This window comes from Dokdonella fugitiva, assembly GCF_014138265.1.
In the GTDB taxonomy this organism is placed as follows: domain Bacteria; phylum Pseudomonadota; class Gammaproteobacteria; order Xanthomonadales; family Rhodanobacteraceae; genus Dokdonella_A; species Dokdonella_A fugitiva_A.
Window position 1 is genome coordinate 953,120 of sequence record NZ_JACGXL010000001.1, and the last position, 25,351, is coordinate 978,470.

Annotated in this window: 29 protein-coding genes; 11 read left to right on the forward strand and 18 right to left on the reverse strand. The window is 68.1% G+C overall.

The window, feature by feature from the left end; translation table 11 throughout:
- Positions 1-359: 359 nt before the first annotated feature.
- On the reverse strand, positions 360-827 hold the full coding sequence (locus tag FHW12_RS04360; RefSeq protein WP_182529739.1) for a DMP19 family protein: 468 nt from the start codon (positions 825-827) through the stop codon (positions 360-362).
- 98 nt (positions 828-925) lie between these two features.
- On the opposite strand from FHW12_RS04360, the gene FHW12_RS04365 reads away from it, so the two are divergent.
- Positions 926-2,227 (forward strand): metal-dependent hydrolase family protein, encoded by a 1,302-nt coding sequence (locus tag FHW12_RS04365; RefSeq protein ID WP_182529740.1) that lies wholly within the window; start codon positions 926-928, stop codon positions 2,225-2,227.
- Positions 2,228-2,761: 534 nt separating this feature from the next.
- On the opposite strand, the gene FHW12_RS04370 is transcribed toward FHW12_RS04365, so the two are convergent.
- The 3 genes from FHW12_RS04370 to FHW12_RS21545 all read right to left on the reverse strand — a co-directional run bounded on the left by FHW12_RS04370 (position 2,762) and on the right by FHW12_RS21545 (position 6,706).
- Positions 2,762-3,232, reverse strand: coding sequence for a carboxymuconolactone decarboxylase family protein (locus tag FHW12_RS04370; RefSeq protein ID WP_182529741.1), 471 nt, complete (start codon positions 3,230-3,232; stop codon positions 2,762-2,764).
- A 41-nt stretch (positions 3,233-3,273) separates the two neighbouring features.
- A complete protein-coding gene (sigJ, locus tag FHW12_RS04375) occupies positions 3,274-4,167 on the reverse strand; it encodes an RNA polymerase sigma factor SigJ (RefSeq protein WP_182529742.1) in 894 nt (297 codons plus the stop codon).
- Positions 4,168-4,657: 490 nt separating this feature from the next.
- Positions 4,658-6,706, reverse strand: coding sequence for a glycosyl hydrolase family 18 protein (locus FHW12_RS21545; RefSeq protein WP_310735132.1), 2,049 nt, complete (start codon positions 6,704-6,706; stop codon positions 4,658-4,660).
- Positions 6,707-7,495: 789 nt separating this feature from the next.
- On the opposite strand from FHW12_RS21545, the gene FHW12_RS04385 reads away from it, so the two are divergent.
- Positions 7,496-8,398, forward strand: coding sequence for a tetratricopeptide repeat protein (locus FHW12_RS04385; RefSeq protein WP_182529743.1), 903 nt, complete (start codon positions 7,496-7,498; stop codon positions 8,396-8,398).
- Between the two features lie 146 nt (positions 8,399-8,544).
- On the opposite strand, the gene FHW12_RS21760 is transcribed toward FHW12_RS04385, so the two are convergent.
- The 4 genes from FHW12_RS21760 to FHW12_RS04405 all read right to left on the reverse strand — a co-directional run bounded on the left by FHW12_RS21760 (position 8,545) and on the right by FHW12_RS04405 (position 11,488).
- Positions 8,545-8,763, reverse strand: coding sequence for a thioredoxin family protein (locus FHW12_RS21760; RefSeq protein ID WP_182529744.1), 219 nt, complete (start codon positions 8,761-8,763; stop codon positions 8,545-8,547).
- Between the two features lie 51 nt (positions 8,764-8,814).
- Positions 8,815-9,261 carry a thioredoxin TrxC gene (gene trxC / locus FHW12_RS04395; protein WP_182529745.1) on the reverse strand — a complete coding sequence of 149 codons (447 nt, stop codon included), beginning with the start codon at positions 9,259-9,261 and terminating at the stop codon, positions 8,815-8,817.
- A gap of 62 nt (positions 9,262-9,323) precedes the next feature.
- Positions 9,324-10,445 (reverse strand): hypothetical protein, encoded by a 1,122-nt coding sequence (locus tag FHW12_RS04400; RefSeq protein ID WP_182529746.1) that lies wholly within the window; start codon positions 10,443-10,445, stop codon positions 9,324-9,326.
- Positions 10,446-10,570: 125 nt separating this feature from the next.
- Positions 10,571-11,488: a VOC family protein gene (locus FHW12_RS04405; RefSeq protein ID WP_182529747.1), complete on the reverse strand. Its 918-nt coding sequence runs from the start codon at positions 11,486-11,488 to the stop codon at positions 10,571-10,573.
- Between the two features lie 146 nt (positions 11,489-11,634).
- On the opposite strand from FHW12_RS04405, the gene FHW12_RS04410 reads away from it, so the two are divergent.
- Together FHW12_RS04410 and FHW12_RS04415 are read left to right on the forward strand one after the other, a co-directional pair.
- Positions 11,635-11,991 carry a hypothetical protein gene (locus FHW12_RS04410; RefSeq protein ID WP_182529748.1) on the forward strand — a complete coding sequence of 119 codons (357 nt, stop codon included), beginning with the start codon at positions 11,635-11,637 and terminating at the stop codon, positions 11,989-11,991.
- Positions 11,988-12,176, forward strand: coding sequence for a hypothetical protein (locus FHW12_RS04415; RefSeq protein ID WP_182529749.1), 189 nt, complete (start codon positions 11,988-11,990; stop codon positions 12,174-12,176). The genes FHW12_RS04410 and FHW12_RS04415 overlap by 4 nt, the downstream gene beginning before the upstream one ends.
- A gap of 16 nt (positions 12,177-12,192) precedes the next feature.
- On the opposite strand, the gene FHW12_RS04420 is transcribed toward FHW12_RS04415, so the two are convergent.
- From FHW12_RS04420 to FHW12_RS04435, 4 genes are all read right to left on the reverse strand, one after another.
- Entirely contained in the window at positions 12,193-12,615 is a 423-nt protein-coding gene (locus FHW12_RS04420) for a VOC family protein (RefSeq protein WP_182529750.1), read from the reverse strand.
- A gap of 74 nt (positions 12,616-12,689) precedes the next feature.
- Positions 12,690-13,097 (reverse strand): SRPBCC family protein, encoded by a 408-nt coding sequence (locus tag FHW12_RS04425; RefSeq protein ID WP_182529751.1) that lies wholly within the window; start codon positions 13,095-13,097, stop codon positions 12,690-12,692.
- A 260-nt stretch (positions 13,098-13,357) separates the two neighbouring features.
- Positions 13,358-13,837 (reverse strand): hypothetical protein, encoded by a 480-nt coding sequence (locus FHW12_RS04430; RefSeq protein WP_182529752.1) that lies wholly within the window; start codon positions 13,835-13,837, stop codon positions 13,358-13,360.
- 50 nt (positions 13,838-13,887) lie between these two features.
- Positions 13,888-14,664, reverse strand: a complete 777-nt coding sequence (locus tag FHW12_RS04435) for a DUF72 domain-containing protein (protein WP_182530138.1) — start codon at positions 14,662-14,664, stop codon at positions 13,888-13,890.
- A gap of 177 nt (positions 14,665-14,841) precedes the next feature.
- Here FHW12_RS04435 and FHW12_RS04440 point away from each other — a divergent pair, with 177 nt between their 5' ends.
- Entirely contained in the window at positions 14,842-15,957 is a 1,116-nt protein-coding gene (locus FHW12_RS04440) for a hypothetical protein (RefSeq protein ID WP_310735134.1), read from the forward strand.
- 32 nt (positions 15,958-15,989) lie between these two features.
- Here FHW12_RS04440 and FHW12_RS04445 read toward each other — a convergent pair whose 3' ends face one another.
- From FHW12_RS04445 to FHW12_RS04460, 4 genes are all read right to left on the reverse strand, one after another.
- Positions 15,990-16,550, reverse strand: coding sequence for a DUF1801 domain-containing protein (locus tag FHW12_RS04445; RefSeq protein WP_259392817.1), 561 nt, complete (start codon positions 16,548-16,550; stop codon positions 15,990-15,992).
- Between the two features lie 147 nt (positions 16,551-16,697).
- Positions 16,698-17,000, reverse strand: coding sequence for a hypothetical protein (locus tag FHW12_RS04450; protein ID WP_182529753.1), 303 nt, complete (start codon positions 16,998-17,000; stop codon positions 16,698-16,700).
- A gap of 40 nt (positions 17,001-17,040) precedes the next feature.
- Positions 17,041-17,427 carry a hypothetical protein gene (locus tag FHW12_RS04455; protein ID WP_182529754.1) on the reverse strand — a complete coding sequence of 129 codons (387 nt, stop codon included), beginning with the start codon at positions 17,425-17,427 and terminating at the stop codon, positions 17,041-17,043.
- A gap of 108 nt (positions 17,428-17,535) precedes the next feature.
- Entirely contained in the window at positions 17,536-17,985 is a 450-nt protein-coding gene (locus tag FHW12_RS04460; RefSeq protein WP_220484296.1) for a putative quinol monooxygenase, read from the reverse strand.
- A gap of 109 nt (positions 17,986-18,094) precedes the next feature.
- Between FHW12_RS04460 and FHW12_RS04465 the strand changes: the two genes are divergently transcribed.
- Complete coding sequence (locus FHW12_RS04465; RefSeq protein ID WP_182529756.1) at positions 18,095-19,597, forward strand: FAD-dependent monooxygenase; 1,503 nt, start codon at positions 18,095-18,097, stop codon at positions 19,595-19,597.
- Between the two features lie 87 nt (positions 19,598-19,684).
- Here FHW12_RS04465 and FHW12_RS04470 read toward each other — a convergent pair whose 3' ends face one another.
- The gene (locus FHW12_RS04470) at positions 19,685-20,062 is read right to left on the reverse strand and encodes a DUF4288 domain-containing protein (RefSeq protein ID WP_182529757.1); all 378 of its coding nucleotides are present in this window, start codon (positions 20,060-20,062) and stop codon (positions 19,685-19,687) included.
- A gap of 98 nt (positions 20,063-20,160) precedes the next feature.
- Positions 20,161-21,153, reverse strand: a complete 993-nt coding sequence (locus tag FHW12_RS04475) for a choice-of-anchor Q domain-containing protein (RefSeq protein WP_182529758.1) — start codon at positions 21,151-21,153, stop codon at positions 20,161-20,163.
- A gap of 236 nt (positions 21,154-21,389) precedes the next feature.
- On the opposite strand from FHW12_RS04475, the gene FHW12_RS04480 reads away from it, so the two are divergent.
- The 5 genes from FHW12_RS04480 (at position 21,390) to FHW12_RS04500 (ending at position 25,336) form a co-directional block, all read left to right on the forward strand.
- On the forward strand, positions 21,390-21,893 hold the full coding sequence (locus tag FHW12_RS04480; RefSeq protein ID WP_182529759.1) for a lipocalin family protein: 504 nt from the start codon (positions 21,390-21,392) through the stop codon (positions 21,891-21,893).
- Positions 21,894-22,039: 146 nt separating this feature from the next.
- Positions 22,040-23,623 (forward strand): Na+/H+ antiporter, encoded by a 1,584-nt coding sequence (locus tag FHW12_RS04485; protein ID WP_182529760.1) that lies wholly within the window; start codon positions 22,040-22,042, stop codon positions 23,621-23,623.
- A gap of 505 nt (positions 23,624-24,128) precedes the next feature.
- A complete protein-coding gene (locus FHW12_RS04490; protein WP_182529761.1) occupies positions 24,129-24,638 on the forward strand; it encodes a DUF2975 domain-containing protein in 510 nt (169 codons plus the stop codon).
- 1 nt (position 24,639) lies between these two features.
- Positions 24,640-24,861: a helix-turn-helix domain-containing protein gene (locus tag FHW12_RS04495; protein WP_182529762.1), complete on the forward strand. Its 222-nt coding sequence runs from the start codon at positions 24,640-24,642 to the stop codon at positions 24,859-24,861.
- A 4-nt stretch (positions 24,862-24,865) separates the two neighbouring features.
- Entirely contained in the window at positions 24,866-25,336 is a 471-nt protein-coding gene (locus FHW12_RS04500; protein ID WP_182529763.1) for a hypothetical protein, read from the forward strand.
- Positions 25,337-25,351 lie beyond the last annotated feature (15 nt).

The following is a 25,351-nucleotide window of genomic DNA, read 5'->3' on the forward strand; positions in this document are numbered from 1 at the left end:
AAAGATGCAGCGTCGCAAGGTTTGGGTTCGGCGTTTTCGAGGTTGGACTTGCATCGACGCACGTCCGAGCTTCGTCGGCCCAACACGGACCTGCTCGCACGCAACCCGGAGCTTGGCGCGTCCACGTTTTAGCTCGGCGCGTGCAAGTTCGGGGTTCGGCAAGTCGAAGCCTGGAGTTCGGCGAGCCAAGGAAAAATGTGGACGCGTGCAAGTATTCGGTTGGCGCGTCCAAGTTTGGCGGTCACGGCTGCACTGTCGTTGTGCATCGGTCCTTGCCCGTCATTCGTGCGTCGATGCGAACTGTTGTCCAACAAGGCTAGGCCATCGGCAGGCATGTTCGCGCCATCGTCGCTCGACGATCAAGCGGCACATTTGGCGTACGCGTCCGCGGCCACGTCCCAGCGCCCTGCATCGCTGCTTTCGTGAAATCTGTCGTCCAGTACGGTAAATGGATTCCACTCTGCTCGGTTGCGATCTTCCTGCGCCGACAAACGCTCGAGCCTGATCGAGCGTTCTCGAGGGTACGGTGCACCGAAATAAGTCATCGCTTCGGAAAGCAAAGTCGACCACTCGAGCAAGCCGATGGCACGGAAACCCTCGGCGGCCTCGGGAGCCAGCAAACCCGTCGTGTTGTGGAAGAACTGGTGAAAGCCTCCATTGTCCACCTCCGACCGACACCAATGGGCGGCGTACACAAGAAGCACTTTCGGGGCGACCGCCTGCGAAGCCCGCAGGAAATCGTCGAGGTTATCCCAGCTTTGGTTCAGCGCCGTCCACGACGGTTCGATCAGCGACCAATAGACATCGCCCGGCTCGACGTGCAGCATCGATGCATTCCATCATCGCGATGACGGCAACGTAGCACGCCGTCGCGACCCACGGCATTCGGCTTTAGACTGGAACCTGTTCTCCTGGGGGAAGCTTCATGCAGCGACTTATCGCGTTGTTTGCGGGTCTTGCAGTGACGACGGCCGTGCAGGCCACCAACGATCGCACTGCCCCGCCGGTCACGACGGCCCTCAAAGCCGCCCATCTGTTCGACGGCCGCACCGGCACCCTCGCCTCCCCCGGCCTCGTCGTCGTCAAGGGCGACCACATCGTCGCGGTCGGCAAGGATGCGGCGATTCCGGCGGATGCGAAGGTCGTCGATCTCGGCGACGCGACGCTCGTGCCCGGGTTCATCGATGCGCATACGCACCTGACGATGGATCACGACGACAACTGGGAGAAGGCGTTCTACGAGAACACCTTGCGCTCGTCGGTGGAGCAGTCGTACCACGCGGAAGCGAATGCGCGCGCGACCTTGCGCGCGGGGGTGACGACGGTGCGCGATGTCGGCGGCGGCGACTTTATCGACGTCGCGCTGCGCAACGCGATCCGCGACGGGCTCGCGGAGGGGCCGACGATCGTCGCGGCGGGGCATGCGATCGGGTCGACCGGCGGGCATTGCGACAGCTCGCCGGCGCCGCCGGACCGGCTGCGCCCGTCGGGCACGATGGAGGGCGTGTGCAATGGGCCGGAGTCGTGCCGGCTCGCCGTGCGCGAGCAGATGAAGTACGGCGCGGACGTGATCAAGATCTGCGCGTCGGGCGGCGTGCTGTCGGAGTCCGATCCGGTCGACGTGCCGCAGCTCACGCCGGACGAGTTGCGCGCAATCATGAGCGAGGCACATGCGTGGCGGCGCAAGGTCGCGGCGCATTCGCACGGCGACCTCGCCGCGAAGCAGGCGATCGAGGCCGGCATCGATTCGATCGAGCACGGCAGCTTCCTCACGCCGCCGACCTTGCAGCTCATGAAGCAGAAAGGCGTGTACCTCGTGCCGACGCGCATGACGCAGATCTGGGTGAACAAGAAGGCCGATACGTATCCGCCGAAGATCGCGGGCAAGGCGCGCGCGGCGTACGCGGCGCACGGCGAGATGATGAAGAACGCGCTGAAGATCGGCGTGCCGATCGCGTTCGGCACGGATGCGGCGGTGTATCCGCATGGGATGAACGCGGAGGAGTTCGGCGATTACGTCGACCTCGGCATGTCGCCGGCGGCGGCGTTGATGACGAGCAGCCAGGGGGCGGCGAAGCTGCTTGGGGTCGATGGCGACAGCGGAACGCTCGAAGCGGGCAAGTTCGCCGACATCGTCGCGGTGCCGGGCGACGTGCTCGCGAACATCCGTGCGACCGAGCATCCGCTGATGGTGATGAAGCACGGGAAGACGGTGCGGATGGATTGAGCCGGCTTTCGCCTCTCCCGCTCGCGGGAGAGGCCGACGCGCGCGGCGCGGCGGGTGAGGGAAAGGCGGAGCGCACGGTTGCCGGCGCAAGGCTTCGCTCCGAGTGCCCTCACCCTGCCCTCTCCCGCAAGCGGGAGAGGGGAACAGCGACACCGCGTAGGGTGGGACGAAGCGCGCGAGGCGTTGCGGGTTTGCCGAGCGTTCGGGCGCGAGTCCCATCGGTTGCGTGCAGGGCGAGGCATCGACGCAGGAGCATCGCGGCTTCCGCCGCTCCCACAACAGAGCGTAGGGTGGGACGCAGCGCGCGATACGGCGCGAGTTTTGCGGAATGTTCAATCGCGAGTCCCACCGTGGTGGTCGCGCGAAAATGATGGCGGTGGGACTCGCCGCTTTGCGGCTGCGTCCCACCCTACGAGTCGCCTGTTGCCGGCTCGGCGCAGGAGCATCGCGGCTTCGCCGCTCCCACAACAGCTTCGATCGCCTTGCCCCGACCCTCTCCCGCACGCGGGAGAGGGTCGGGGAGGCAATCGCAGATCAGTGCGCCGCCGCCTTGGTGGGCGCCCGGTAGTTCCCGCCGATCGTGCGCGCAGCGACGTTGATGCGGTTCCAGCTGTTGATCGTCACGGTGAGCAGGGTGAGGTCGACGATCTCGGCTTCGCTGAACACCTTCGTCGCCTTGTCGTACAGCGCGTCGGAAACGGGCTCGGCGCCGGCGAGTTCGGTGAGTTCCTCGGCCCACTGCAGCGCGACCTGCTCGCGTTCGCTGTAGAGCTTGGTCTCGCGCCACGCGGGCAGCAGGTACAGGCGCTGTTCGGTCTCGCCGGCGGCGCGCGCGTCCTTGCTGTGCATGTCGAGGCAGAACGCGCAGCCGTTGATCTGCGACACGCGCATGAGGACCAGCAGGATCAGCGGCTGTTCGAGGCGACCGGCATCGTGGATGCTCTTGCCGAGATCGATCAGCGGCTGCATCGACGGGTAATGACGCTGGAGGGAAAAGCGGGTCATGGAAGGCTCCTTGGCACTGCGTGCGGCCGGGATCGGCCGCTTCAATGCAAGGACGTGGACGCGGCCGGTTTCGTGACCGCGTGGATGCGCGCGAGTTTTTCCGGATGGCGCAATGCGTGGATCGCGGTGATGCGATCCCCTTCGCACTCGATCCACATCGCGGTCGCGAGCGTGTCGCCGTCGTACATGAACAGCGCGGGCGCGCCGTTGAGTTCGGCGAACGCGTAGCGTGCGCCGGCGACGTTGCGCGCGATCTGCAGGTACAGGCGCGCGAGCCGATCGGCGCCGTGCAGCGGATGCAGGGTCGCGCTGGCGAGGCCGCCGCCGTCGCTGACGTGCACTGCGTCTTCGGCGAACAAGGCGCGCAAGGTGTCGATGCGCGGCTCGGCCATCGCCGCGACGAAGCGTTCGAGCAGGCGTTGCTGCGCCGCGCCGTCGACATGGAAGCGCGGCCGCCCTTCGCGCAGGCGCGCCTTCGCGCGGTGCACGCGCTGGCGGCACGCGTCTTCGGCGATCCCGAGGATCGCCGCGGCCTCGGCGTGGCTGTAGTCGAACACGTCGTGCAGCAGGAACGCCGCGCGCTCCTCCGGGCTCAGGCGTTCGAGCAGGAGCAGGAACGACAAAGTCAGCGACTCGCCGCGTTCGAGCGTCGCATCGGGCGATTCCGCCTCGTCCGACAGCGGCTCGGGCAACCACGGCCCGACGTACTGCTCGCGCTCGGCCTTCGCGCGGCGCAGGCGATCGAGCGCGAGGCGCGTCGTCACGGTGACGAGCCAGGCCTCGGGATCATCGAGCGTCGCGAGATCCTGCGCGTGCAGGCGCAGCCAGGCTTCGTGCACGACGTCCTCGGCATCCGCGGGCGTGCCGAGCATGCGGTAGGCGAGCCCGAACAGGCGCGAACGGTGGGTTTCGAACAGGGTGGTTGCGGCATCCACGGGCGTATTCTCCGTCAGTCGATGCCAGGACGCACGGGCGTGCGCAAACGTGACAGCCCCGGCCGCGCGCGAACCGACGCGATGTCGCCTCTCCCGCTTGCGGGAGAGGCCGACGCGCGCAGCGCGGCGGGTGAGGGAATGCGGAGCGGATCGGGACAGGAGCGCGAAACGCGGCAAGTACTTGGACGGACGCCGCGCTTCGATCGCCCTCACCCTGCCCTCTCCCACACGTGGGAGAGGGGAACAACGGGGCGCGCTGCTGCGCGCCCCCGTTACGGGTCTATGCGGAGCGGAGCGGGTGAGCAGCGCGAAACGCGGCAAGTACTTGTACGGACGCCGCGCTCCGATGGCCCTCACCCTGCCCTCTCCCGCAAGCGGGAGAGGGAAAAAGCGTGACGATCGCGACTCGATCCGCAGGCAGGCCAGCGCGAACCGCCCCAGCCGGGGCCGGGACGGTCCGCATCCATCGCGCGGGATCACCCGCGCCGGGTCATTGCAACCCGTTCTTGACGGCGGTCGCGAGCGTGCCTTGCGCGTCGTCGCCGCTGAACTCCCAGAAGAATGCGCCGCCGAGGCCTTGCGTCTTCACGTAGTTCATCTTGGTCTGGATCATCGCGGGCGTGTCGTAGCTCCAGAACGTCGTGCCGTTGTACGCCCATGTCGCCATCGCGGCGTTGTCGGTGTAGATCGGGTAGTTGAGGTTCTTCAGCACGTGGTAGTCCTCGTTGCCCGCTTCGTACGTGCCGGGCGCGGCGCTGCCGGACTGGTACAGGCCGTGGTTGCTGCCGGCCGGCACGTTGGTCCAGCCGCGGCCGTAGAAGCCGATGCCGAGCGAGAGCTTGGTCGCCGGCACGCCGCGCGACAGGAACGCCTCGATCGCGTCGTTGGTGTTGTAGAACTTCTGGTCGCCGGTCGACGGATCCTGCGGCGAGGCGAACAGCGCGGAGTGATGGTTGGTCTGCGCGTCCCACGAGCCGTGGAAGTCGTAGGTCATCACGTTGATGAAGTCGAGCGACTGCGAGTACGTCGCCGGATCCGTCACGCGGATCTTGTCGATGCCCGCACCGGCCGCGATCGACAGCAGCAGGCCCGGGCGCACCGCGTCGAGCTGGCGGCGGAACTCGGCGAGCAGCGCGGTGAAGTTCGCGTTGTCCTCGGCGCTGCCGCAGCTGAGGCCGCACGCGACCGGGTATTCCCAGTCGAGGTCGATGCCGTCGAACACACCCGCGGCCACGCCTGCGCCACCGGCGCCGTCGCTCGCGGGGAGGTTGCCGCGGATGTAGGCGTCGATGCACGAGGCGACGAAGGCCTGGCGGTTCTCCGGGCGCGCCGCGCTCGAGAAGCCGCGCGACCAGGTCCAGCCGCCGAGCGAGATGAGCACCTTGAGGCCCGGGTACTTCGCCTTGAGCTGCTTGAGCTGGTTCCAGTTGCCGCGCAGCGGCTGGTCCCAGGTGTCGGCCGTGCCGCTCACGCTCTCGCCCGCACCGAATGCCTTGGTGTAGTCGGCGAACGCGTCGCCGCCGGCGCCGGTATTCGGGTCGGACGGGATGTTCACGCCGACTTCGCAACGGTTGTTGCGCACGTTGCCGAACGCGTAGTTGATGTGCGTGAGCTTGGCCGCGGTGCCGCTCGTGTCGATGTTCTTCACGCGGTAGTTGCGCGCGTAGATGCCCCACTGCGCGAAATAGCCGAGCACGCGCTTGCCGCCCGGCGGCGGGTTCGCCTTCGTGCTCACACTGATCGACGAGCTCAACGCGGAGGTGTTGCCGGCGCCGTCGCGCGCGCGCACCTGGAACGAGTACGCGGTCGACGGCGACAGTCCGCCCGCGGTGTAGCTCGTACCGGCGACGGTCGCGATCGAACTGCCGCCGCGGTAGACGTCGTAGCCGGTCACGCCGACGTTGTCGGTCGACGCGTTCCACGTAAGGCTGATCGTCGTGTTCGTCTGCGACGGCGAGGCGAGGCCGGTCGGCACGCTCGGCGGGGTCGTGTCGTTCTGCGCGGCCTGCACGGTGACCGATACCGCGCCCGACGTCGTCGTCGCGCCCTGGTTGTCGGTCGCGACCGCGGTGAGGCTGTAGCTGCCGGCGGCGGCGTTGCTCCACGTGACGGAGTATGGCGAGCTCGTGTCGACGCCGAGCGAGGTCGCGCCGCGGAAGAACTCGACCTTGGTGACGCTGCCGTCGCTATCGGACGCGGTCGCGTTCACCGTGATGGTCGCGCCCGCGGCAAACGTGCTGCCGTTCGCCGGCGCGGTGATCGATACGCTCGGCGGCTGGTTGGTGCCGCCCGTGCCGCAGGCGCCGAGGTCCTGGTACCAGCCGCACGACGGGCAATAGTTCGGTGCGGCGTTCCAGATCGGCACGAGGGCCTGGTACAAGCGCCCCTGGTAGGTCATGCGGTCGCCAGGGTTGTACACCGTGCTCGCGTTCCACGCGGCAACGCCGTTGCAGTTGACGGTCTGCGCGAATGCACACGCGCTGCACGCGAGGGCGAACAGCAGGGGCAGGAATCGAAGTCTGCGGATCAAGTCGGGCATGGTCGTGCTCCGGTTGTCGTCGGTTGAACAATGGCCGGGACGAACCCGGCCGCTCTCTCCTCCCGACGATCGCTCTCTCCCGATCGCGGGCAATGCGAAACCGCGGCAGGTGCCTGGCGCACCTGCGGTGAAGGCATCACGGAAAGGCCGCGCGCGCGGGAAGCGGCGCGACTCGGGTCAGGCGACGGTTGCGGTGTGGCTCATGTCGATCACCCCATGCCGTTGTCGGTCGGACGTGTCACGAGCAATGCGGACCCGCCGCCGCAGGCGCGACGGCGGTACCGCAAGCGGCGGGACGGTGCGTGCGATGTCGCTGCACCGTCGGGCCGCGTGGATCGATCGCGGCAGCCCTCGGCATCGATGTGCCGCAGCCGCCGTGGACGCAGGTCGCCTGCGTCACCCCGCGTGAAGCCTGCTCGCGCATGACAACGTTGTCAAACACTTTTCTCCAAATTGTCGACGGGCGCACATTTCGCGTGGACACACGGTCGTGTGATGCAGCGCCGCACGGTTCACGGCTGAAAATGAGCCGGATTCGTGCATCAGGCAAAATGCGCGGGCGATGATGTACATACGTCGACCCGCGGTGTCGTTCGCGTCGCGGATGCGCGCGATCACGACCAACTGACAACCTTGTCATCCGTGTCCGCCCGCCCTGGATCCGATGCAGCTCCTATGTTCGCGCAAGTCGCGCGCGCTTCACCGCGCGGCGGTTTGCCGGCGGAGTGCGTCAGCCGGCCACACCGATTTGCGTAGAGTCCAGCAGGCTCCTTCGATGAGGTCCTCACGATGAATGGCTTGCTGCTGCTCGCGGGCGGCGCGGCGCTCGCGCTCACGTTCGCCACCGTGCGCGCGGCCGCGCCCGCGGCGGACAAGGCGGTGTTCGAGGCACGCTTCACACCGCTGCGCGCGACCGTGCTCGACCCGGGCGGATCGTTCCGCGTCTCGGAGATCTATCCGAAGCTCGAGGCGGTCGAGCAGGTCGCGCGGCGCATCGGTGCCGATTCGCCCGAACGCGCGCGCGTGCTGGATCTCATGTCGCTCGTGCGCTTCAAGCAGGAGGACTTCGAGGGCACGGTGCGCCTCGGCGACGCCTGCCTCGCGCTCGATTCGGTCGATGCGATCCCGCCTGCCGAACGGATCCTGCTCATCCACCGCGTCGCGACCTCGGCGGAGCACTTGCATCGCCACGCGATCGCCGAGGCGCGCTATCGCGCCGTGCTCGCACTCGACGCCGACGCGCACGGCCGCCTGCTCGACGACGCGCAGCGCCTCGGCGTGCAGGAGCGCATCGGCTACGTGCTGCACGAGGCCGGCCGCCCGGCCGACGCGCTCGCGGCGAACCGCGCGATGCTCGCGCAGGCCGAGCGCCTGTTCGGCGCCGACGACGATCGGCTGACCACGGTGCTCGTCAACATCGCGCAGAACAGCTACCTGCTCGGCCGCCTCGACGAATCGGAGGCGGCGTTGCGCCGCGCACTGGCGATCGCGCGCAAGGCCGGCGACGACGACGTCGCCGACGACGCGCTGTTCCAGCTCGGCGTGCTCGCGTTCGAGCGCGGCGACATCGACGATGCGCGGCGCCGGATGCGGGAGCGCACGCAGGCGGCGGCGAATGCACAGGATGACGAACGCCTTGCGCGCGCGAAGGCCGATGCGGCGGAGCTCGAGCGGCGGATTGCGAAGCGATGATGGGCGTTGCGCGTAGGGTGGGACGCAGCCGCGCCAGCGGCGAGTCCCACCGCCCAAGATGCGCACGGAGGTGCCGCGGTGGGACTCGCGGAGGTTGCGCGTCGCTCCGAATGTTCGTTCCGCGCCGCTGCGTCCCACCCTACGGGTTAGGTGCCGGACTGGCGAGCGACTTCGCGGCCGCCGGCGAACAGGATCAAGGTCGGGATGCTGCGGATGTCGAAGCGGGCGGCGAGCGCGGGTTCGGCCTCGGTATCGACCTTGGCGAGGCGCAGCAGGTAGGGTGGGACGCAGCCGCGCCAGCGGCGAGTCCCACCGCGCATGATATGCACGGAGGTGTCGCGGTGGGACTCGCGGAGGTTGCGCATCGCTCCGAATGTTCGTTCCGCGCCGCTGCGTCCCACCCCACGTGGGTGAGATCAGGTGTGGAGGTTGGCGCGCGTCCACTGCACGATCTGCTGCGTGCCGGCGGCACCGGACTGGCGCGCGAGTTCGCGGCCGCCGGCGAACAGGATCAGGGTCGGGATGCTGCGGATGTCGAAGCGGCCGGCGAGCGCGGGCTCGGCTTCGGTATCGACCTTGGCGAGGCGCAGCTGCGGTTCGAGCGCTTTGGCCGCCGCCGCGAACGCAGGCGCCATGCTCACGCACGGACCGCACCACGGCGCCCAGAAGTCGACCAGCAGCGGCAGCTCGCTGCGCGACGCGTGCACGTCGAACGTCGCCGTGGTCAGCGCGAACGGCGCTCCCGTGAACAACGCCTCGTGGCAGCGGCCGCAGCGCGGCGCCTGCGCGAGGCGATCGCGCGGCACGCGGTTCATCGACGCGCAATGGGGACAGGACAGCAGCAGCGATGGCACGGCATTCATGATTCACCTCGGCATGCCGCCGAAGGTGTGGTCGCCGCCGCACAACGCAAGCGTGCCATGCCTCAGATCCACGCCTTCGCGCGCTCGCGGATGCGGGGTATCAGGCGGAGTGCGCCGTCCTGCGACCGCGTGCGCTCGCGCGGAGCGACCGCACCGATCGCCTGCCCGATCTCGTCGAGCAGCGCGCCCAGCCGGGGATGACGCGTCATTTCACAGGCGAGCAGCGCGGCGTACGGATCGCGCACGTCGTGGATCGGGGAGCTGCCGAACGGCTTCCTGCCGTATTCGAGCGCGAGCGCTTCGAGACCGTCGAGGCCACGCAGCAGCGGCAACGCGAAGCTGCGCAGGCGATCGGCCAGCCATCGTGCGAGCGGCTCGATCTCCTCGACCCGGAAGATCCAGAAACCCGGGCTGTTTCCGTAGTCCTCGAGCGGGCCGTCCCAGCCTTCGGCGAAGCGCGCGAACGGGATCCATGCCGAGTTCTGCAGCGCCGACACGTTGCCGATGTCCGCGTCCTTCTCGGCGTAGATCCGCTGGAACAGCCCGGGGATGTGCACCGTGAGCTCGACGCGCGCGCCGTAGAACCACTGCGCGTGATCGACCGCGGCGAATTCGAGGCGCTGCACGTAGCCGTCGCTGCGCCGCTCGTGGGTGATGCGCCGGTCGACCGAGCCCCAGGTCGTGTCGGGGACGCGCGGAAAGCCGGCCGCTTCCGCCGCGGGGCCGACGATCGCCGCGAGGCGTTCGATCAGCGCCTCCTTGTCCGGCAAGCCGAACGCGCGGCGCCAGTCCGAATAGCGGCGGTCGAGCTGCCAGAGCACGCGGCGATGGCGCTGCGGCGTGAGGTCGGCACCGAAGATCGCGTCGAGACCCGCATCGGGCCTGAGGTTCATCGCCTCGATGAAATCGGCGAGATGATGCTGCTCGTAGACGGCGGCCGCGAATGCATTGCCCTCTTCGCCAAGGTCCTGGGCCATGAGCTTGCCGTCGCAGCGATCGAACAACAGGTCGAGACCGGTGGTCGCGCCGCTGCGCAGCGCGTCCGCAGCCTGCATGTGTTCCGCCGAGGCGAGCCCGCGCCGGATCGCCCATTCGAGGAACAGGCCCATGTGCCTGCCGCCGTTCTCGTTCGGCAAGTCGGTTTCGAAGTTGAGGAAATAGATCTCGGCGTCGTCGTACTTCATCGCACCCCCACGAAGAGGTGGCGAGTCTAGCCTTTCCCCCGCAGCGTCGACGGGCGACCAACACCGTTCCGCGACGGACGGCGTGGCGGCGCCGATGCGCGCCACCGCGCTCGCAACTTGGCGCCTTACTCCATGCCGGCCGCGGCCGCTTCGAGCGTCGCGACGTCGAGCTTGCCCATCTTCAGGAACGCCTGCGTGATGCGGTCGATCTTCGCCTGGTCACCCGACGTCATCGCCTCTTCGATCGCGATCGCCGAGATCTGCCAGGAAACGCCGAAGCGGTCGTTGCACCAGCCGCAGACTTCCGATTCCGGCACGCTCGACAGGCGGGCCCAGTGGTGGTCGATCTCGGCCTGGTCGCGGCATGGCACGAGGAACGAGATCGCTTCGTTGAAGGCGAAGCCGTGCTCGTACGCACTGTCCATCGCGGCGAACCAGGTTTCGCCGAGGCGGAAGTCCGAATACATCGTCGTGCCTTCGCGATCAGGCGAACTGCCGGCGGGATACGGCACGAACAGGCCTTCACGCGAGCCGTCGAACACCGAGCGGTAGAACGCGCCGGCTTCCTTCGCCTTGCCGCACACGTCGCCGGTGAACAACAGCGACGGCACGATCATCGGTCGCGGCTCGCCGTCGGGCTTGGTCAGGATCAGCTGCCACGACAGGCCGTAGCGGTCCTGCACCCAGCCGTAGCGCTGGCTGAAGGGATATTCCTGCAACGGCATGAGCGCCTGGCCACCGTCCATGAGCGCGTCCCACAGCGCATCGAGGTGATCGCGCGCTTGGTGGTCGCGCGACGGATCGAAGTTCACGAAGAACGACACCGACGGATTGAATTTGAAGTGCGGGCCGGCACTGATCGCCATGAACGGCTGGCCGCACAGGTGGAAGTGCAGGATGTCGCAATCGCCGGACGGCGTGTCGCGGAGAGTGATCGTCGCGTCGACGCGTGAATCCGGAAACAGCGCGCAGTAGAACGCGGCGGCTTCCCTGGCCTGCGTGTCGAACCAGAGGTGCGGCGTGATCGGCTTGGCGAGGGGCATGCACTATCTCCTTCTCGGGTGGGCGATGGTATCGACGAACGCGGGCACCCGCGATCGACATGGCTTCGCATGCCCAACCGCTCCTGAATGCGGGCGAAGCGCGCGTTCATCGGGCGCTCGGGCCTGCGGTAACCTTCCCGGCGATCATGCACGCTCGCATCCGCTACGACAGCCTCGACCTGACGCCGCCGAAGGGCGTGGCCGCGTGCGCCGAACGCGGGCTCCTGTTGCGGCGCCTGCATCATCGCGGCGGCACCGCCGTCGGCGTCGCGCGCGCACGCGACCTCGCCTCGCGCCGCCAGGTATCGCCTGCCACCGTTCGACGCATGGTGTCGTTCTTCACTCGCCACGCGGTGGACGCGCAGGCCCCCGGCTGGGCCGATCGCGACGAGCCTTCGACCGGCTACATCGCCTGGCTGCTCTGGGGCGGCGATCCGGGCCGGCGCTGGGCGGAGAAGCTCGTGCAACGCATGCAGCGCATCGACGGCGGAGCAGGCGGATGACACCGGGCGCAAAACCCCCATGGAAGAAGTCCAACCCGGTCCGCCCATCGGTGCGAATGCGCTTGACGCCGGAACAAGTCGAAGAAGCCAAGGCACGCGCGGCTGCGGCCGGGCGCCGCTATCCGAACCTCGTCGACAACATGGCCATCGCGAAGAAGGCGCGGCGCGCGAAGCAGGAACGATGAGTGCGATGCGTGTCGTTCAGTCGTCCGGCAACAGCTGCGGGTTCCAGGCGACTTCCCACAGGTGGTGGTCGGGATCCTCGAAATAGCCCGCGTAGCCGCCCCAGAATGTGTCGTGGGCAGGCTTCACGATCGTCGAGCCCGCGGCCTTCGCCTCCGCCATCACGGCGTCGACTTCGTCCTTCGACCGCACGTTGTGCGCGAGGCTGACGTCGGTCCGGCTCGGCCTGCCCACCGCGATGCCGGCATCGTGGGCGAGGCTCGCGCGCGGCCACAGCGCGAGGCGCAAGCCCGCCTGCAGGTCGAAGAAGGCGACCGCGCCGTGCTCGAATTCCGCGCCGACGATGCCCGGCGTCTGGAGGCCGAGGCCGTCGCGGTAGAAACGCACGGCGCGCTGGAGGTCGTCGACCGCGAGCGTGATGAGCGTGATGCGCGGTTTCATGGTGTTCTCCTCCGGGCTTCGCCCGAGCCGCATGCCGCGGCGGAGCGGCGCGATCGCCGCTCCGCGATGCAGGCTCAGCGTCGCGCTTCGACGTAGCGCGCGAAATTGTCGAGGATCGCCTGCCAGCCCTGGCGCTGCATCTCGACCGGGTTCTCGGTTTCCGCGTCGAACGTGACGCGCACGTCGACGCCACCCTGGGCAGGGACGAACTCGACCGCGGCGGCGCGGTCGCCGAACGAGAATTCGAGCCGCTCGTTCGGCACGACCTTCGTGTACGTGCCCGCGAAGTCGAAACCGAAGCTGCCGTCCTTCGCTTCCATGCGCGACGAGAAATCGCCCCCTTCGCGCAGGTCGACCGTCGCCGCGGTCGTGTGCCAGTCGTCGCTCGCGGCGTTCCAGCGCAGGATGTCTTCGGGGGTGGTGTAGGCGTGCCACGCGGCGGCGACCGGGGCTTTGACGTGGCTTTCGACGCTGATCTTCATGACGGGATTCCTCGATAGGGTGGTGGTTGCCAAGATTGCCGGACGTTCGGCCGAGCCGGGCCACGAGGGCGAAGGCACGACGTCTTTCCGGTCTTGTCATGCATGGCGACGAACGAGCACGGCACGGATCGACATCATTGGCTCGATGATCGACGCGGGTTCGCGAATCCGGGCCGAAGCCGGCCGCGCCGCGGCCCGGGCGGCAGGCCGAGGCGACCGCGCGACCTTGCAGCGTGTACGTCGCCTGCGCGATCACCGCCTCACGGCATGCGTGAAAAATAATTCGTGCGCATGATCGGCTTGCCGTCGCTGCCGAAGTAGGCCGCGGTTTCGATCATCGTGCGCCCGTCCGCGGCGACCGCGTAGACGCGCGTGTTCGCCGGCAGGCCGCCCTTCGCGAGCGACATGACGAGCACGCCGGGTTGCGGCATCGTCATCGCGGCGACGTCGGCTTCGGCGCTGCCGGCGACCGCGGACGGCGTGCCGTCGAGCATGGTCATGCCGGTGGCGTGGCTCGCGTTGCCACCTGCATCGACGATGTCGACCGTCGTCGCCCACTTCCCATCCGCCTCGGCGAACGCGATCGTGACGCTCCGCGGCCGCGCCTCCGGCGGCATCGGCAGGCGCGAGACGTCGACGGACCAGTGGCCGACGAGCGGCGAGCGATGCGCCGAATCCGAGGCGAACGCCGCTCCGGCGATCGATCCGACGGCGAGCAGCAGTGCAAGGGTCGTCCTCATGACGTGATTACCGGATATGCCTGACGGCTGCGAGCATAGTCGATCCGGGTTCACGCTCGAACTACACCGCTCTTCGCCGGCGCTCGCCCGCGAGCGGGCGTGCCAATCCTTGCTCCGACCGCCAAGGCGTCGGTCAGCGCATGCCCGAGCGCCGTGTTGTCGAAGATGCACCAGCGCTCGCGCGTGCGAAGCGACGGTCGCATCAAGCGCGCCGCGATGCGTTCGAGGGTCGCTCGAGGATAGGCGTCGTAGTACACGCGCGGCGAGCCGTGCAAACGCGCATATTCGATGCGGCGGTCCCCGCCCGGCACTGCCGCGCGCGGCGGGCGCGCAGGATCGGCGGCGACCCGCGCGATGCCGCGTGAACGCAGGGCCGACTCGACGTCGATCGTGAACCACGACGCATGACGGGGTTCGCAAGCCACCGCGCCCCGATAGGACGCCTGCATGCGGTCGAAGAACGCGAGCGCCACGCGCGCATCGAACGCGAGGGTCGGCGGCAGCTGCAGCAAGAGTACCCCGAGTTTCTCGCGAAGCTGCAGCACCGCGTCGAGGAAGGACCGCAGGTCGCCTTCGCAATCGCGCAAGCGCTTCTCGTGACTCAACACCCTGGGCATCTTCACGGCGAAACGGAACTCGTCCGGCACCGCGTCGGCCCATTTCGCGTAGGTTCGCGGGCGATGCGGCTTGTAGAACGACGAATTGATCTCGACGGCATCGAAGACGCGCGCATAACGCTCCAGATGCGAGCCATCGCCCGGGAACGCGCCGGCGTGGATCGCGGCGATCGACCATCCGGCGCAGCCTATGCGGATCCTCGTGTGCATGGTGCCATCGTGCCGGGCGGTCCATGAATGATCGGCATCGCCGTGTGCCTGCAGCGTCGCGCCGCCGATGCGCACTCGGATCTGTGCAGCGCGAGCGCCGCGGGCGAGCGAGGTGGCAGGAACGACCGCCAGGGCCTATCTTTGTGCGTACGTCGAATACCTGAAAACGGAGTTTCCGTGACCGATGTGGTCGTTCGCCGAGGCGAGATTCTCGCGCTGCGCCTGTTCGACGTGGCGTATTCGATCGACCTCGCGTCCGCGGAAGCGCTCTGCGTCACGCACGCGAAGGCGCGCAGCGATCGCAGCCGCCTCAGCCAGGCCTCGGAAAAGGCGATCGCGTTCGGCGATCCACCCGTGCTGCTCCGCCTCGGCACGATCGAGCTGGCGATCGGCGGCGCGCTGGCGATCGCGCATGCGTCCGTGCGCCTGTACGACTTCGGCGCCGTCGCGCTCACCCTTCGCATTCCCGTCGCCGACGAGGCGTGGCTCGCATTCGAGCGTCGCGTCGAAGCCGTGCAGGAAGCGATCGGTCCGGCGGCATCGGCGACGGTCTGGCGCGACGTGCTCGAGCGCACGCTCGCGATCGTCGCAGCGGCGCTCGAACGCCCGTCGCCGGCGACGCTGCAGGAAGACTACCTGATCGCGGTCGTGCACGAGCTCGCCGAACCGCTCTCCGCCGCGGCGCTGCAGCAGCAGGTCGACCTCGCGGTGCTGCTCTCCGGCGAGCGGCGGCGGCTCGCCGCGGGCGAGAAGCGCGAACTGCTCAAGCAGAGCTACTCCTACTTCGACGACGACCTCGTCGTGCTCACCTGGGATCGCGCCTTCATCTACGATCCCGAGGGCCATCCCGACGTCGCCGACGTCATCGAAGTCGCGAACGCGCAGCTGCTCGAGTTCCGCTACTACGACGAACTGCTCGATGCGGAGCTGCCGCGCATGTACGACCAGGTCGAGGCGGCGCGACGCGGACGTCCATCGTTCGCCGCGCCGCGTTTCGCGCGCCTCGCGCGCAGCCTCTACACGCTCGTCGCGGAAGTCACCGAACTCACCGAGAAGGTGGACAACGCGCTGCAGGTGACGGAAGACGTCTACCTCGCGCGCATCTATTCGTCCGCGCTCGACCTGTTCCGCGTGCCCAAGCTCGTCGCGGCGGTCGACCGCAAGCTCGCCATCGTGCGCGACACCTACACCGCGCTGTATGAAGAAGCCAGCAGCAGTCGCGCCGAACTGCTCGAGCTCGCGATCGTCGTGCTCATCGTGATCGAGATCATCCTCGGCATCGCGCGCCTGTGACCGACGCGGCGCGTGGCGCCCGCAACCACGGCTCATCGCGGGCGACCGCCCTCCTCGATGCGCCGCCGCAGGTCGGCATGCGCGGCGCGCACGAGCGCATCCAGCGCCGCGTCGTCGATCGCCTGCCCCGGCCGCAGCCTGGCGTGCCGCATCGCCTTGCCCGTCCCCTGCAAGAGCCCCTCGGGATCGGCGAGCGCGGCGCCGTGGAAGAAGCCGACGTTGACGTGCGCGCTGAACGTCGCGACGTAGGCGAACGCCGCGTCGCCTACGCACGCGGTCGGCTGGCCGTCGTGCATGAGCTCGCGCACGTCGTCGGCGCAGGCGCGCATGCGTTCGAACCAGGTCCTCGCGATGGATCGCAGGTCGGCGGGTTCCGCGCTCAGCCATGCGTCGACCTCCGGATCGCGCTTCACCGCGCCGGAAAGACGGAACCGTTCTTCGCGACCGGTCAGGCCGCGGATATCCAATGGAATGCGACGAAGCCGTCCACGCATGTCTTCACCTGCAAAGGTCGTCCCACGGGAGCGTCGCGCCAATCTGTTCCGCCGACCAGTGCCGCGTGATCCGGATGGTCGACGCGGCACCCGAGACATGCCACCCACGCATGTCGTCCACCGGATGCATCGCGTCGTGATGGGCCGACGGCCTTTCGGCTTGCCGACGCCCGGCTTCCACGGGATGCATCAGGGTTTGATCGGCGCACCGCACTTGGAGCAGAACTGCGGAACGGAAAACGGGTTCTAGCTGTGCAACGTGCGACCGCATCCGTCGCAGAAGCGTACCGCGCGCAGGTTGAGAACGGTGATGAGCGCGAGCATCGGCACGGCCACGAGGAGGAATTCGCCCGGCGCCCCCGTGAGCAGCATGAAAGCGAGGAGCGTGACGTTCGAAAACAGGAGAATCGGCAGGAACAGCCGGCGCTTCAAGGCCGCGTCACGATTGAAGGCGAAGAAGGCGAGCCCGCCGAGGGACATCGCACACCATGTCGCGACGAACCAGGGATAGTAGATGGCCTTCGTGGGATCGATGAAATCCGCGTGCATGTCCTCTCCTGACTCTAGCCGTGAAGGCGCGGTCGCTCCATCAACCCGGGCATTTGAGATTCAAGGCCTGGATCGTCGCATCGACATCGGCGGCGAGATTCTCGACGAGCATGATGTGCTGCTCGTCGTTGTCCGGCACGCGATCGCTGACCTGTGCGGAGTAGTACCGCATCGACAGCATGATCGTGCGGCGTTCCTCGCGGTTCACCCACATGTAAAGCTGCTGATGCACGTTCGCGAGCTGCTGCTCGTGCATGGCGCTGAAACGTTGCCAGTCGGGGCCGCTCCATTCGCAGCGCGTCCAGGCGCTGCCGAAATGGCTGCGATAGAAGTCGAGTGCGGGCGTAGCGGGGTACGCGACCTTCAGCACGAACTGCGTCTGGAATCCACCCGCCGCAATGGCGAGCGGGAATCGCTCGACGGACACGGCACCGGGCGGCAGCGGGATGGCCGTCGGCTCGCGAGCGCATCCGTGGAGCAACAGCGCCACGACGATCGCGGCACACGACCCTCGAAACATCGCACGGCTCGGCCGTCATTCACCGGTATCCTCCTTGGCATACCCGCGTCGTTCGCCCAACCCGTAGCCGCCCACGACTCTTGTCTCGCGCTGGCGGCCGAACGAGGCGATGAGCGGCATTGCCGCAGTGATCGACGCCTTGACCGCGGGCCGCTGCAGCGCGGCCTTGTGGGCGGCTTCGTCTTGCCAGACCTCGGTGATCCATATGGTATCCGCGTCCGCCGGGCCTTCGGCGACGACGTAGCTGCGGCAGCCGGGCATGCCATCGACATCGGCGAGCAGGAGCGAGACGAGCGCCTCGCGCCGTCCGGGTTGCGCCTTGAAGCGCGTGACGAGTCCGCACATGGCCGTCCCTTGGGCTGCAGCGAAGGTCGGTAGCAGGAAGTGTGCGGCGCGATGCCGATCGGGCGAGCCGCGGACGAATTCACGCAGGCATCGAGGGAGGTTTCGCGCGGATGAATGCAAAGCAGCTACTCCCCGTTTCACTATCTTAAAGCACGGGGGGATTGCTGCAAGCCCCCGCCTCGGGCGTCCAATCGCCGGCCTCGACGAGTCCACCGAGCCCGGAGGCAGCATGAACCAGCAATCCTCGCACCCTCATCCGCACGCACGCGGCGACTACGCCGTCGTCATTGCCGGGGGCGGACCGACCGGCCTCATGCTTGCGGGCGAACTCGCGCTCGCAGGCATCGACGTCGCGATCGCCGAGCGACGCGCGACCCAGGATCTGGAAGGCTCGCGCGGCGGCGGCCTGCACACGCGCACGATCGAAGTGCTCGACCAGCGCGGCATCGCCGAACGCTTCATCGCGCAAGGCACGCCGCATCCGGTCGTGCACGTCCATCCGATGGCGCTCGACATCAGCGATGCGCCGACGCGCCATCCGTACACGCTCGGCCTGTGGCAGAACCACACCGAACGCACGCTCGCCGACTGGGTACGCGAACTCGGCGTGCCGATCCTGCGCGAACGCGAGGTGAGCGGCTTCGCGCAGGACGACGACGGCGTCGACGTGAAGCTCGCCGACGGCACGTCGCTGCGTGCGCAGTACCTCGTCGGCTGCGACGGCGGGCGCAGCACGATCCGCAAGACTGCCGGCATCGCGTTCCCCGGTTGGGACGCGACGAAGAGCTGGCTCATCGCGGAAGCGCGCATGAGCGAAGAGCCGCAATACGGCTTCCGCGAGGATGCGTTCGGTGCGCACGGCATCGGCAAGTCGGGCACGGAAGGTCTCGTGCGTCTCGTGCTGACCGAACGCGAACTGCACGCGGACGGCGAGCCTTCGTTGCGCGAGATCAGCGAGGCGCTCGTCACGGTGTACGGCAACGACTTCGGCATCCACGACCCGATCTGGATTTCGCGTTTCACCGACATGACGCGCCAGGCCGCGACGTACCGCGATCGCCGCGTGCTGCTCGCGGGCGACGCCGCGCACGTGCATCCGCCGGTCGGCGGCCAGGGCCTCAACCTCGGCGTGCAGGACGCGGTGAACCTCGGCTGGAAGCTTGCACAGGTGATCAAACGCACGGCGCCGGAAAGCCTGCTCGACACGTACCATGCCGAACGCCATGCCGTCGGCGCGCGCGTGCTGCGCAACACGATGGCGCAGGTCGCGTTGAGCCGCGTCGACGAGCGCACGAAGGCACTCAGCGCCGTGATGGTCGAACTGCTCGGCGCCGACGACGCGCGTCGGCGCTTCGCCGCCGAGATGTCCGGCCTCGCGATCCGCTACGACCTCGGCGAAGGCCATCCGCTGCTCGGGCGCCGCATGCCCGACCTCGACCTCGTCACCGCCGGCGGCCCGCTGCGCGTGTTCACCTTGCTGCACGATGCGCGACCGTTGCTGCTGAACTTTGGTGCACCCGGCGACATCGATGTCACGGCATGGTCCGCTCGCGTCTGGCGCGTCGATGCGCGGTGCGAAGGATCGTGGGAATTGCCCGCGATCGGCACCGTGCCGGCACCGAGCGCGGTGCTCGTGCGGCCGGATGGCTATGTCGCGTGGGTCGGCGAAGGCACGCAGGAAGGACTCGCGGACGCACTCGTGCGGTGGTTCGGGTCACCGAAAGCGGCGTAGTCGCCACCTGCTCGAAGAGGCATGCATCCACAGTCATGCCGACCGGCGACGGGTCGCCTCGCCGCCCGGTCGGCACATTGCTCCCGATCAGGGGCCGTTGCGAATCGCGCTGAGCACGCGCTCCGGTGGAAGGATCGCCGCGGCGCGCTCCATCGGCAGCTTCCGCTGCGTGATGTCGTACCAGACCTCGTCTTCATCGCATTCGATCCCCAAGTGCAAGAGATCGAGGATGCCGACGAACTCGAAATGGACCATGCCCCCGTGGTCATTCCTGTAGCGGTGCTCGGCGCGCTTGCCGCGCTGCTTCGCCATCGTCAGCGCCTTGCGCGCCGTCTCCGCGCGGAGAACGACGATGCGTTCCTCGCACATTCGCATTACGCCGGGCTTGCCGTCGTCGACGATCCTGAACTGGAAGAGCAGCTTGGCGGAGAATCGGACCGTCTTCGCGGATGAGGTCTTCGGCATGCGTGGCTCCGGTATCACGAAAAAGCCAGAGTAGACCTTTTCGAGCATCGCACGCCGACCGGAAACCCGCAGGCGCCACTGACGCGTGACTCCGTGCGTCAATCGAAACCATCGTCGAACAGGCGGTCGAGTTCGTACGCGCCGATGTCCACGCGCTGCGCGGCGACGCGCGGTCGGCCGAGCAGGTCCTCGGCGCCGATGCCGGCCGTCGGGTCGTTCTCGCCCTGGTTGGTCAACGGCGATCCGGCCGAGAGCGGCAGGTCGACGCACAACGCGCCGCAATCGCCGAACTCGGGATCGATCGACAGCTCGCCGGTTTCGTTCTGCGGCGGCAGCGAGGTGTGCGAACCGATGTCGTTGTCGAGCAGCGCGTGGCGATCGCCGTTCAGCATGTACAGGTCGAAGGCGACGTTGTCGTTGTCCCAGATGATGTTGTTGGCGAATTCGGCGTGCGACGCCGCAGTGACCGGGTTCGAGTAGACCGCCGCGCCGCCCTGCCCGCCGAGCCGCACGTTGTGCGCAATCGTGTTGTTGACGACGTGCGCCTCGCCGGTGAGGTTGATCGACAGCGCCGCCATGCCCGGCGCTTCGTTGCCGTTGAAGAGGCTGTTGCGCAGGGTGAACGTGCCCCAGCCGTTGACCGCGAGCGCGCCGGCGCTGATTTCCGAATGGCCGAGCAGGAAGCGCACTGCTTCGATACGGACGTCGGCGCCGCCGCCCTGGTCGTACAGGTAGACCGCCATGTTGCCGCCGGCGCTGACGAACTCGCCGCCGAAGCCGCGCATCACGGTGAGGTGCTGGATCACCGCGAAGTCAGCACCGCCGAACTCGAACAGGAACGGCCGTAGCGCGCCGTCGCCGTCGATGAAGGTCTCGCCCGTGCGCGCCGAGCAGTCGCTGTTGTAGCCGCCGTCGACGATCAGCGGGAGCTGGTCGGCGCCGGCGACGTTGCTCCGGTAGGCAAGCGTCGTCGCGGGGGTGATGACGCCGGAGCGCAGCTTGACGAAATCGGCCTCGCCGTTCGTCGCCGCGGCGGTGAAGGCGCCTTGCAGCTGCGAGGCATTGCCCACGCAATGGGAGACGGTCGCCATCGCGGCGGGAGACGCGATGAGAACCGCAGCACCGAATACGGCAGGTTGAAAGCAGCGCAGCATGGTGGGCTCCACTCGGCGGAAGGCTCGCGGGAAGGAACACGCACCGGAGGCGACAACGAACATCCGGCGGCCTACTGGACGCTGAATGTCGGCCGCGTCGAACCGTGCGGGGTTTCCGCAGGTTCACGCCGACGACGCTAGAACGAGAACTCTCATTGCAGAGGAGGCTTTCGATGAATACCCACGACGAACCGCGCACCGTTCCTTCGCTCGAACTGCATCGCTACCTCGGCACCTGGTACGAGATAGCGCGTTTGCCCGAACGCCACGAGGGCACCGACTTCACCGACATCACGGCGACCTACACGCTCAACGACGACGGCACCGTGCGCGTCGACAACCGCGCCCTCAACGGCGAGGGCGAACCCGAGCAGGCGGTCGGCGAAGCGACGATCGTCGAGGGGAGCGGCAACGCGAAGCTCGAAGTCAGCTTCATGCCCGATGGCCTCAAGTGGATCCCGTTCACGAAGGGCGACTACTGGGTGCTGCGCGTCGACGACGCCTATCGCACCGCACTCGTCGGCTCGCCGAACCGCAAGTACCTCTGGCTGCTCGCACGCACGCCGATGATCGATGCGGCCACGCGCCGCTCGTTCCTCGACACGGCAGTGCAGGAAGGCTACGACCTCGGCGATCTCATCGAGACGTCGCATCGCTCGGCCGTCGCCCACGCCTGAGCCTGATTGAGGGCATGCCCGCGGGCCGTCGCCACGGATGCGTGGCGCGGCCGCGGGCGGACCGTCGAAGCCGACCGCAGCGCCATCTCGACGCGGCAACCCCATTTCGGCCACAGTTCGCCGATCGCCGCCGGGGGTCCGCCGCAATGGATTTCGTCCACCTGTTCCAGCTGACCATCGCGATGGTGTTCGCGATGGTCGTGTTGCACTACCTGGCGCACCGCGCCGGCCTGCCACCGCCGGTCGCCCTGATCGTCGGCGGCGCTTCGCTCGCGTTCGTGCCGGGCCTGCCGACGTTCCCGATCAACCCCGAACTCGTGCTCGTGCTGTTCCTGCCGCCGCTGCTCATGGACAGCGCGTGGGTGATCGCGCTCGGCCAGCTCAAGCGCCACACGATCGGCATCGCCGCGCTGGCGATCGGCGCGGTGCTGTTCACGACCCTCGTCGTCGCGGTCGTCGCGCACCTGCTGCTGCCCTCGCTGCCTTGGGCTGCGTGCGCCGCGCTCGGCGCGATCGTCGCGCCACCGGATGCGGTGTCCGTGCGCGTCGTGCTCGAACGCGTGAAGCTGCCGCGGCGGCTGAAGATCCTGCTCGAAGGCGAAAGCCTGCTCAACGACGCGACCGGCCTCGTGCTGTTCCGCTTCGCGATCGCGGCCGGGCTCACCGGCAGCTTCAGCGCGACTGCCGCGGCCGGCCAGTTCGTGCTGCTCGCGGTCGGCGGCGCGGCGATCGGCACGGTGATCGGCTTCGCGTGGGTCAAGCTCGCGCGCCGCCTCGACGACGAGTACCTGCTCATCGCCGCGACCTCGCTGCTGTCGTGGATCGCCTACCTGCTCGCCGAACGGGTCCACGTGTCCGGCGTCATCGCGACGGTCACCACCGGGCTCATCGTCAGCTGGCACGCGCACACGGTCATCTCGGCGTCCGCGCGCATGCGCGGCTCCTCGTTCTGGGACGTCACGATCTTCCTGATCGAAGCCGGCGTCTTCATGCTCATCGGCCTGTCGCTGCGCGGCGTGCTCGAGCGCGCCGGCGGCTTCGGTTCGATCGTCGCGACGATGGGGATGCCGAGTCTCGCGATCCTCGCCGCGATCACGCTCGCGCGGTTCGCCTGGATGTTCGCCTCCGACGGCGTGATCGCCGCGTGTGCACGCCCCGGCCTCACCCACCACACGCCGATCGGGGCGCGCGCGGCCACCGTGCTCGGCTGGGCCGGCGTGCGCGGCGTGGTGACGCTCGCGCTCGCGCTGAGCGTGCCCGACGCCTTCCCCGGTCGCGACTTCATCCTCGTCGCCGCGTTCGTCGTGATCCTCGGCACCGTGCTCGTGCAGGCGACCACGCTCGGACGCGTGATCGCGTGGGCGAAGCTCGTCGAGGCACCGGCCGACAAGGCGCCGCTCACGATGAACCAGGCCGAAGCCGCGATGGCGCAGCTGCAGTTCGCGACGATCGAGCGCCACGCCTACGACGGCGACGGCCAGCTGATCCATCCGCGCCTGCTCGAACGCTACCAGCGCAAGGCCACGATCAGCGTGGACTACGCCGCGCGCCCCGACCACTACTCGCCGATGCTGCACGCGCATTTCGACCTCGTGCTCGCCGCGGTCGCGACCGGTCGCGACGAACTCATCCGCCTGCACCGCGCCGGCGAGATCGACGACGACACCTTGCACGAACTCGAACGCGACCTCGATCTCGAGGAACTGAGCGCGCTCTCCGCGAAGTCGTGACCGGCGAAGGCACCCCGGCCGCGCTTCGCCGGCCGTTCGCCTGAGCGCAGGTGGACACGAAGGAATGCTAAGGACGGGAAAAGCTTGAAACACGGAGCACACGGAGCACACGGAGAAAGCAGAGCGAGAAAACGAGCTTTCCTGTTTGGAGTTTCCCTCCGTACGCGCACGCCTCGAATGCCCAGAGGTGCTTTGCGTGGAAGGCCCTTCTCGTCCCGCAGGAAGGGCTCTCAACTGAAGCACTTCTTGCCTTGCTTCCTCCGTGTGCTCCGTGTTTCAAGCTTTGAAGCCCTTGCATAGCGCCGGAGTCGAACGGGCGTCGCACCACGGCGCCGCGGATCCTGCCCGTCCGCGGCGGGCTTCGACGACGACCGGCACGCTTGCTGCGCGCGACCCAATCCGAGTGCCCTCATCCCGCCCCCTTGGGGTGCCTTCCGGCCTATTCTTATCGTTAAACGATACGGTTATTATCGTTCTACGATGAATCTGCCGTGGAGTCGTCCCCATGACCCGCTCGTCCATCCGCGCCCTCGCGTTCGCCCGCCCGGTCATCCAGGGCCTGACCGTCCTCAACCTCGTCTACGCCTTGGGCCTCGCCGCGCTGTTCGTCTTCAGCTTCTTCATCGAGGGCTGGCCGACGCGGCCGCTCGGTGATTTCGCGTCGACGCATCCCCAGCTCGGCAACGGCCTGCGCGCGATCGTCGTCATCGGTTTCGTCGCCGCGCTGATCGTGCACACGATCCTGCGACGGCTGCTCGCGATGGTCGACACCGTGCGCGACGGCGACCCGTTCATCCTCGAGAACGCCGAGCGGCTCACCGCGATCGCCTGGAGCGTGCTCGCGCTCGAAGTACTGCGCCTCGGCGTCATGACGATCGGCTCGATCGTGTGGGAGCCGGGACGACTCGGCGAATTCTCGTTCACGCCGTGGCTCGCGGTGCTGCTCCTGTTCGTGCTCTCCGGCGTGTTCACGCACGGCGCGCGCCTGCGCGCCGACCTCGAAGGGACGGTGTGAGATGGCGATCGTCGTCCGCCTCGACGAACTGCTGCACGCGCGCCGCATTACGCTGACCGAACTCGCCGCGCGCGTCGACATCACCCTCGCGAACCTGTCGATCCTCAAGACCGGCAAGGCGAAAGCGATCCGCTTCTCGACGCTCGAAGCGATCTGCACCGCGCTCGAATGCCAGCCCGGCGACCTGCTCGCCCGCGATCCCACCCTGCCTGCCGAGGAATGATCCGATGTCCACGCACGCGCTCATCCGCTTCTTCTCGCCCGATCCGCGCCACGACGGCGTCCGCCCCGTGCAGCTCTGGGGACTGCGCCTGTTCTACCTGCTCATGCTCGTGTTCGTCACGCCGACCGCGTGGCAGGCGCTGCTCACCCACGCGGGCGCGTGGGATCCGCTGCGCGCGGTGACGATCGCGGTGTGGGCGACTTATCCCGCGCTCGCATTCTTCGGGCTGTTCCGCCCGCTGCGCTGGCTGCCGCTCATGTTCTTCACGATCGGCTACAAGGCGGTCTGGCTTGCGTTCATCGCCTGGCCGCTGTGGCAGGCAGGCACGTTGTGGGACACGCCGACCGGCGAGGTTGCCGCGTCGTTCCTCGCGGTGCCGGCGCTCGCGGCGGTGGTGCCGTGGGGATATGCGTGGCGCACCTACTTCGGGTGGTCGCGCGGGTCGGCGGGTGCAGGCGTCGTTGCGGCGCCATGATCCGGGGCGCCTGCG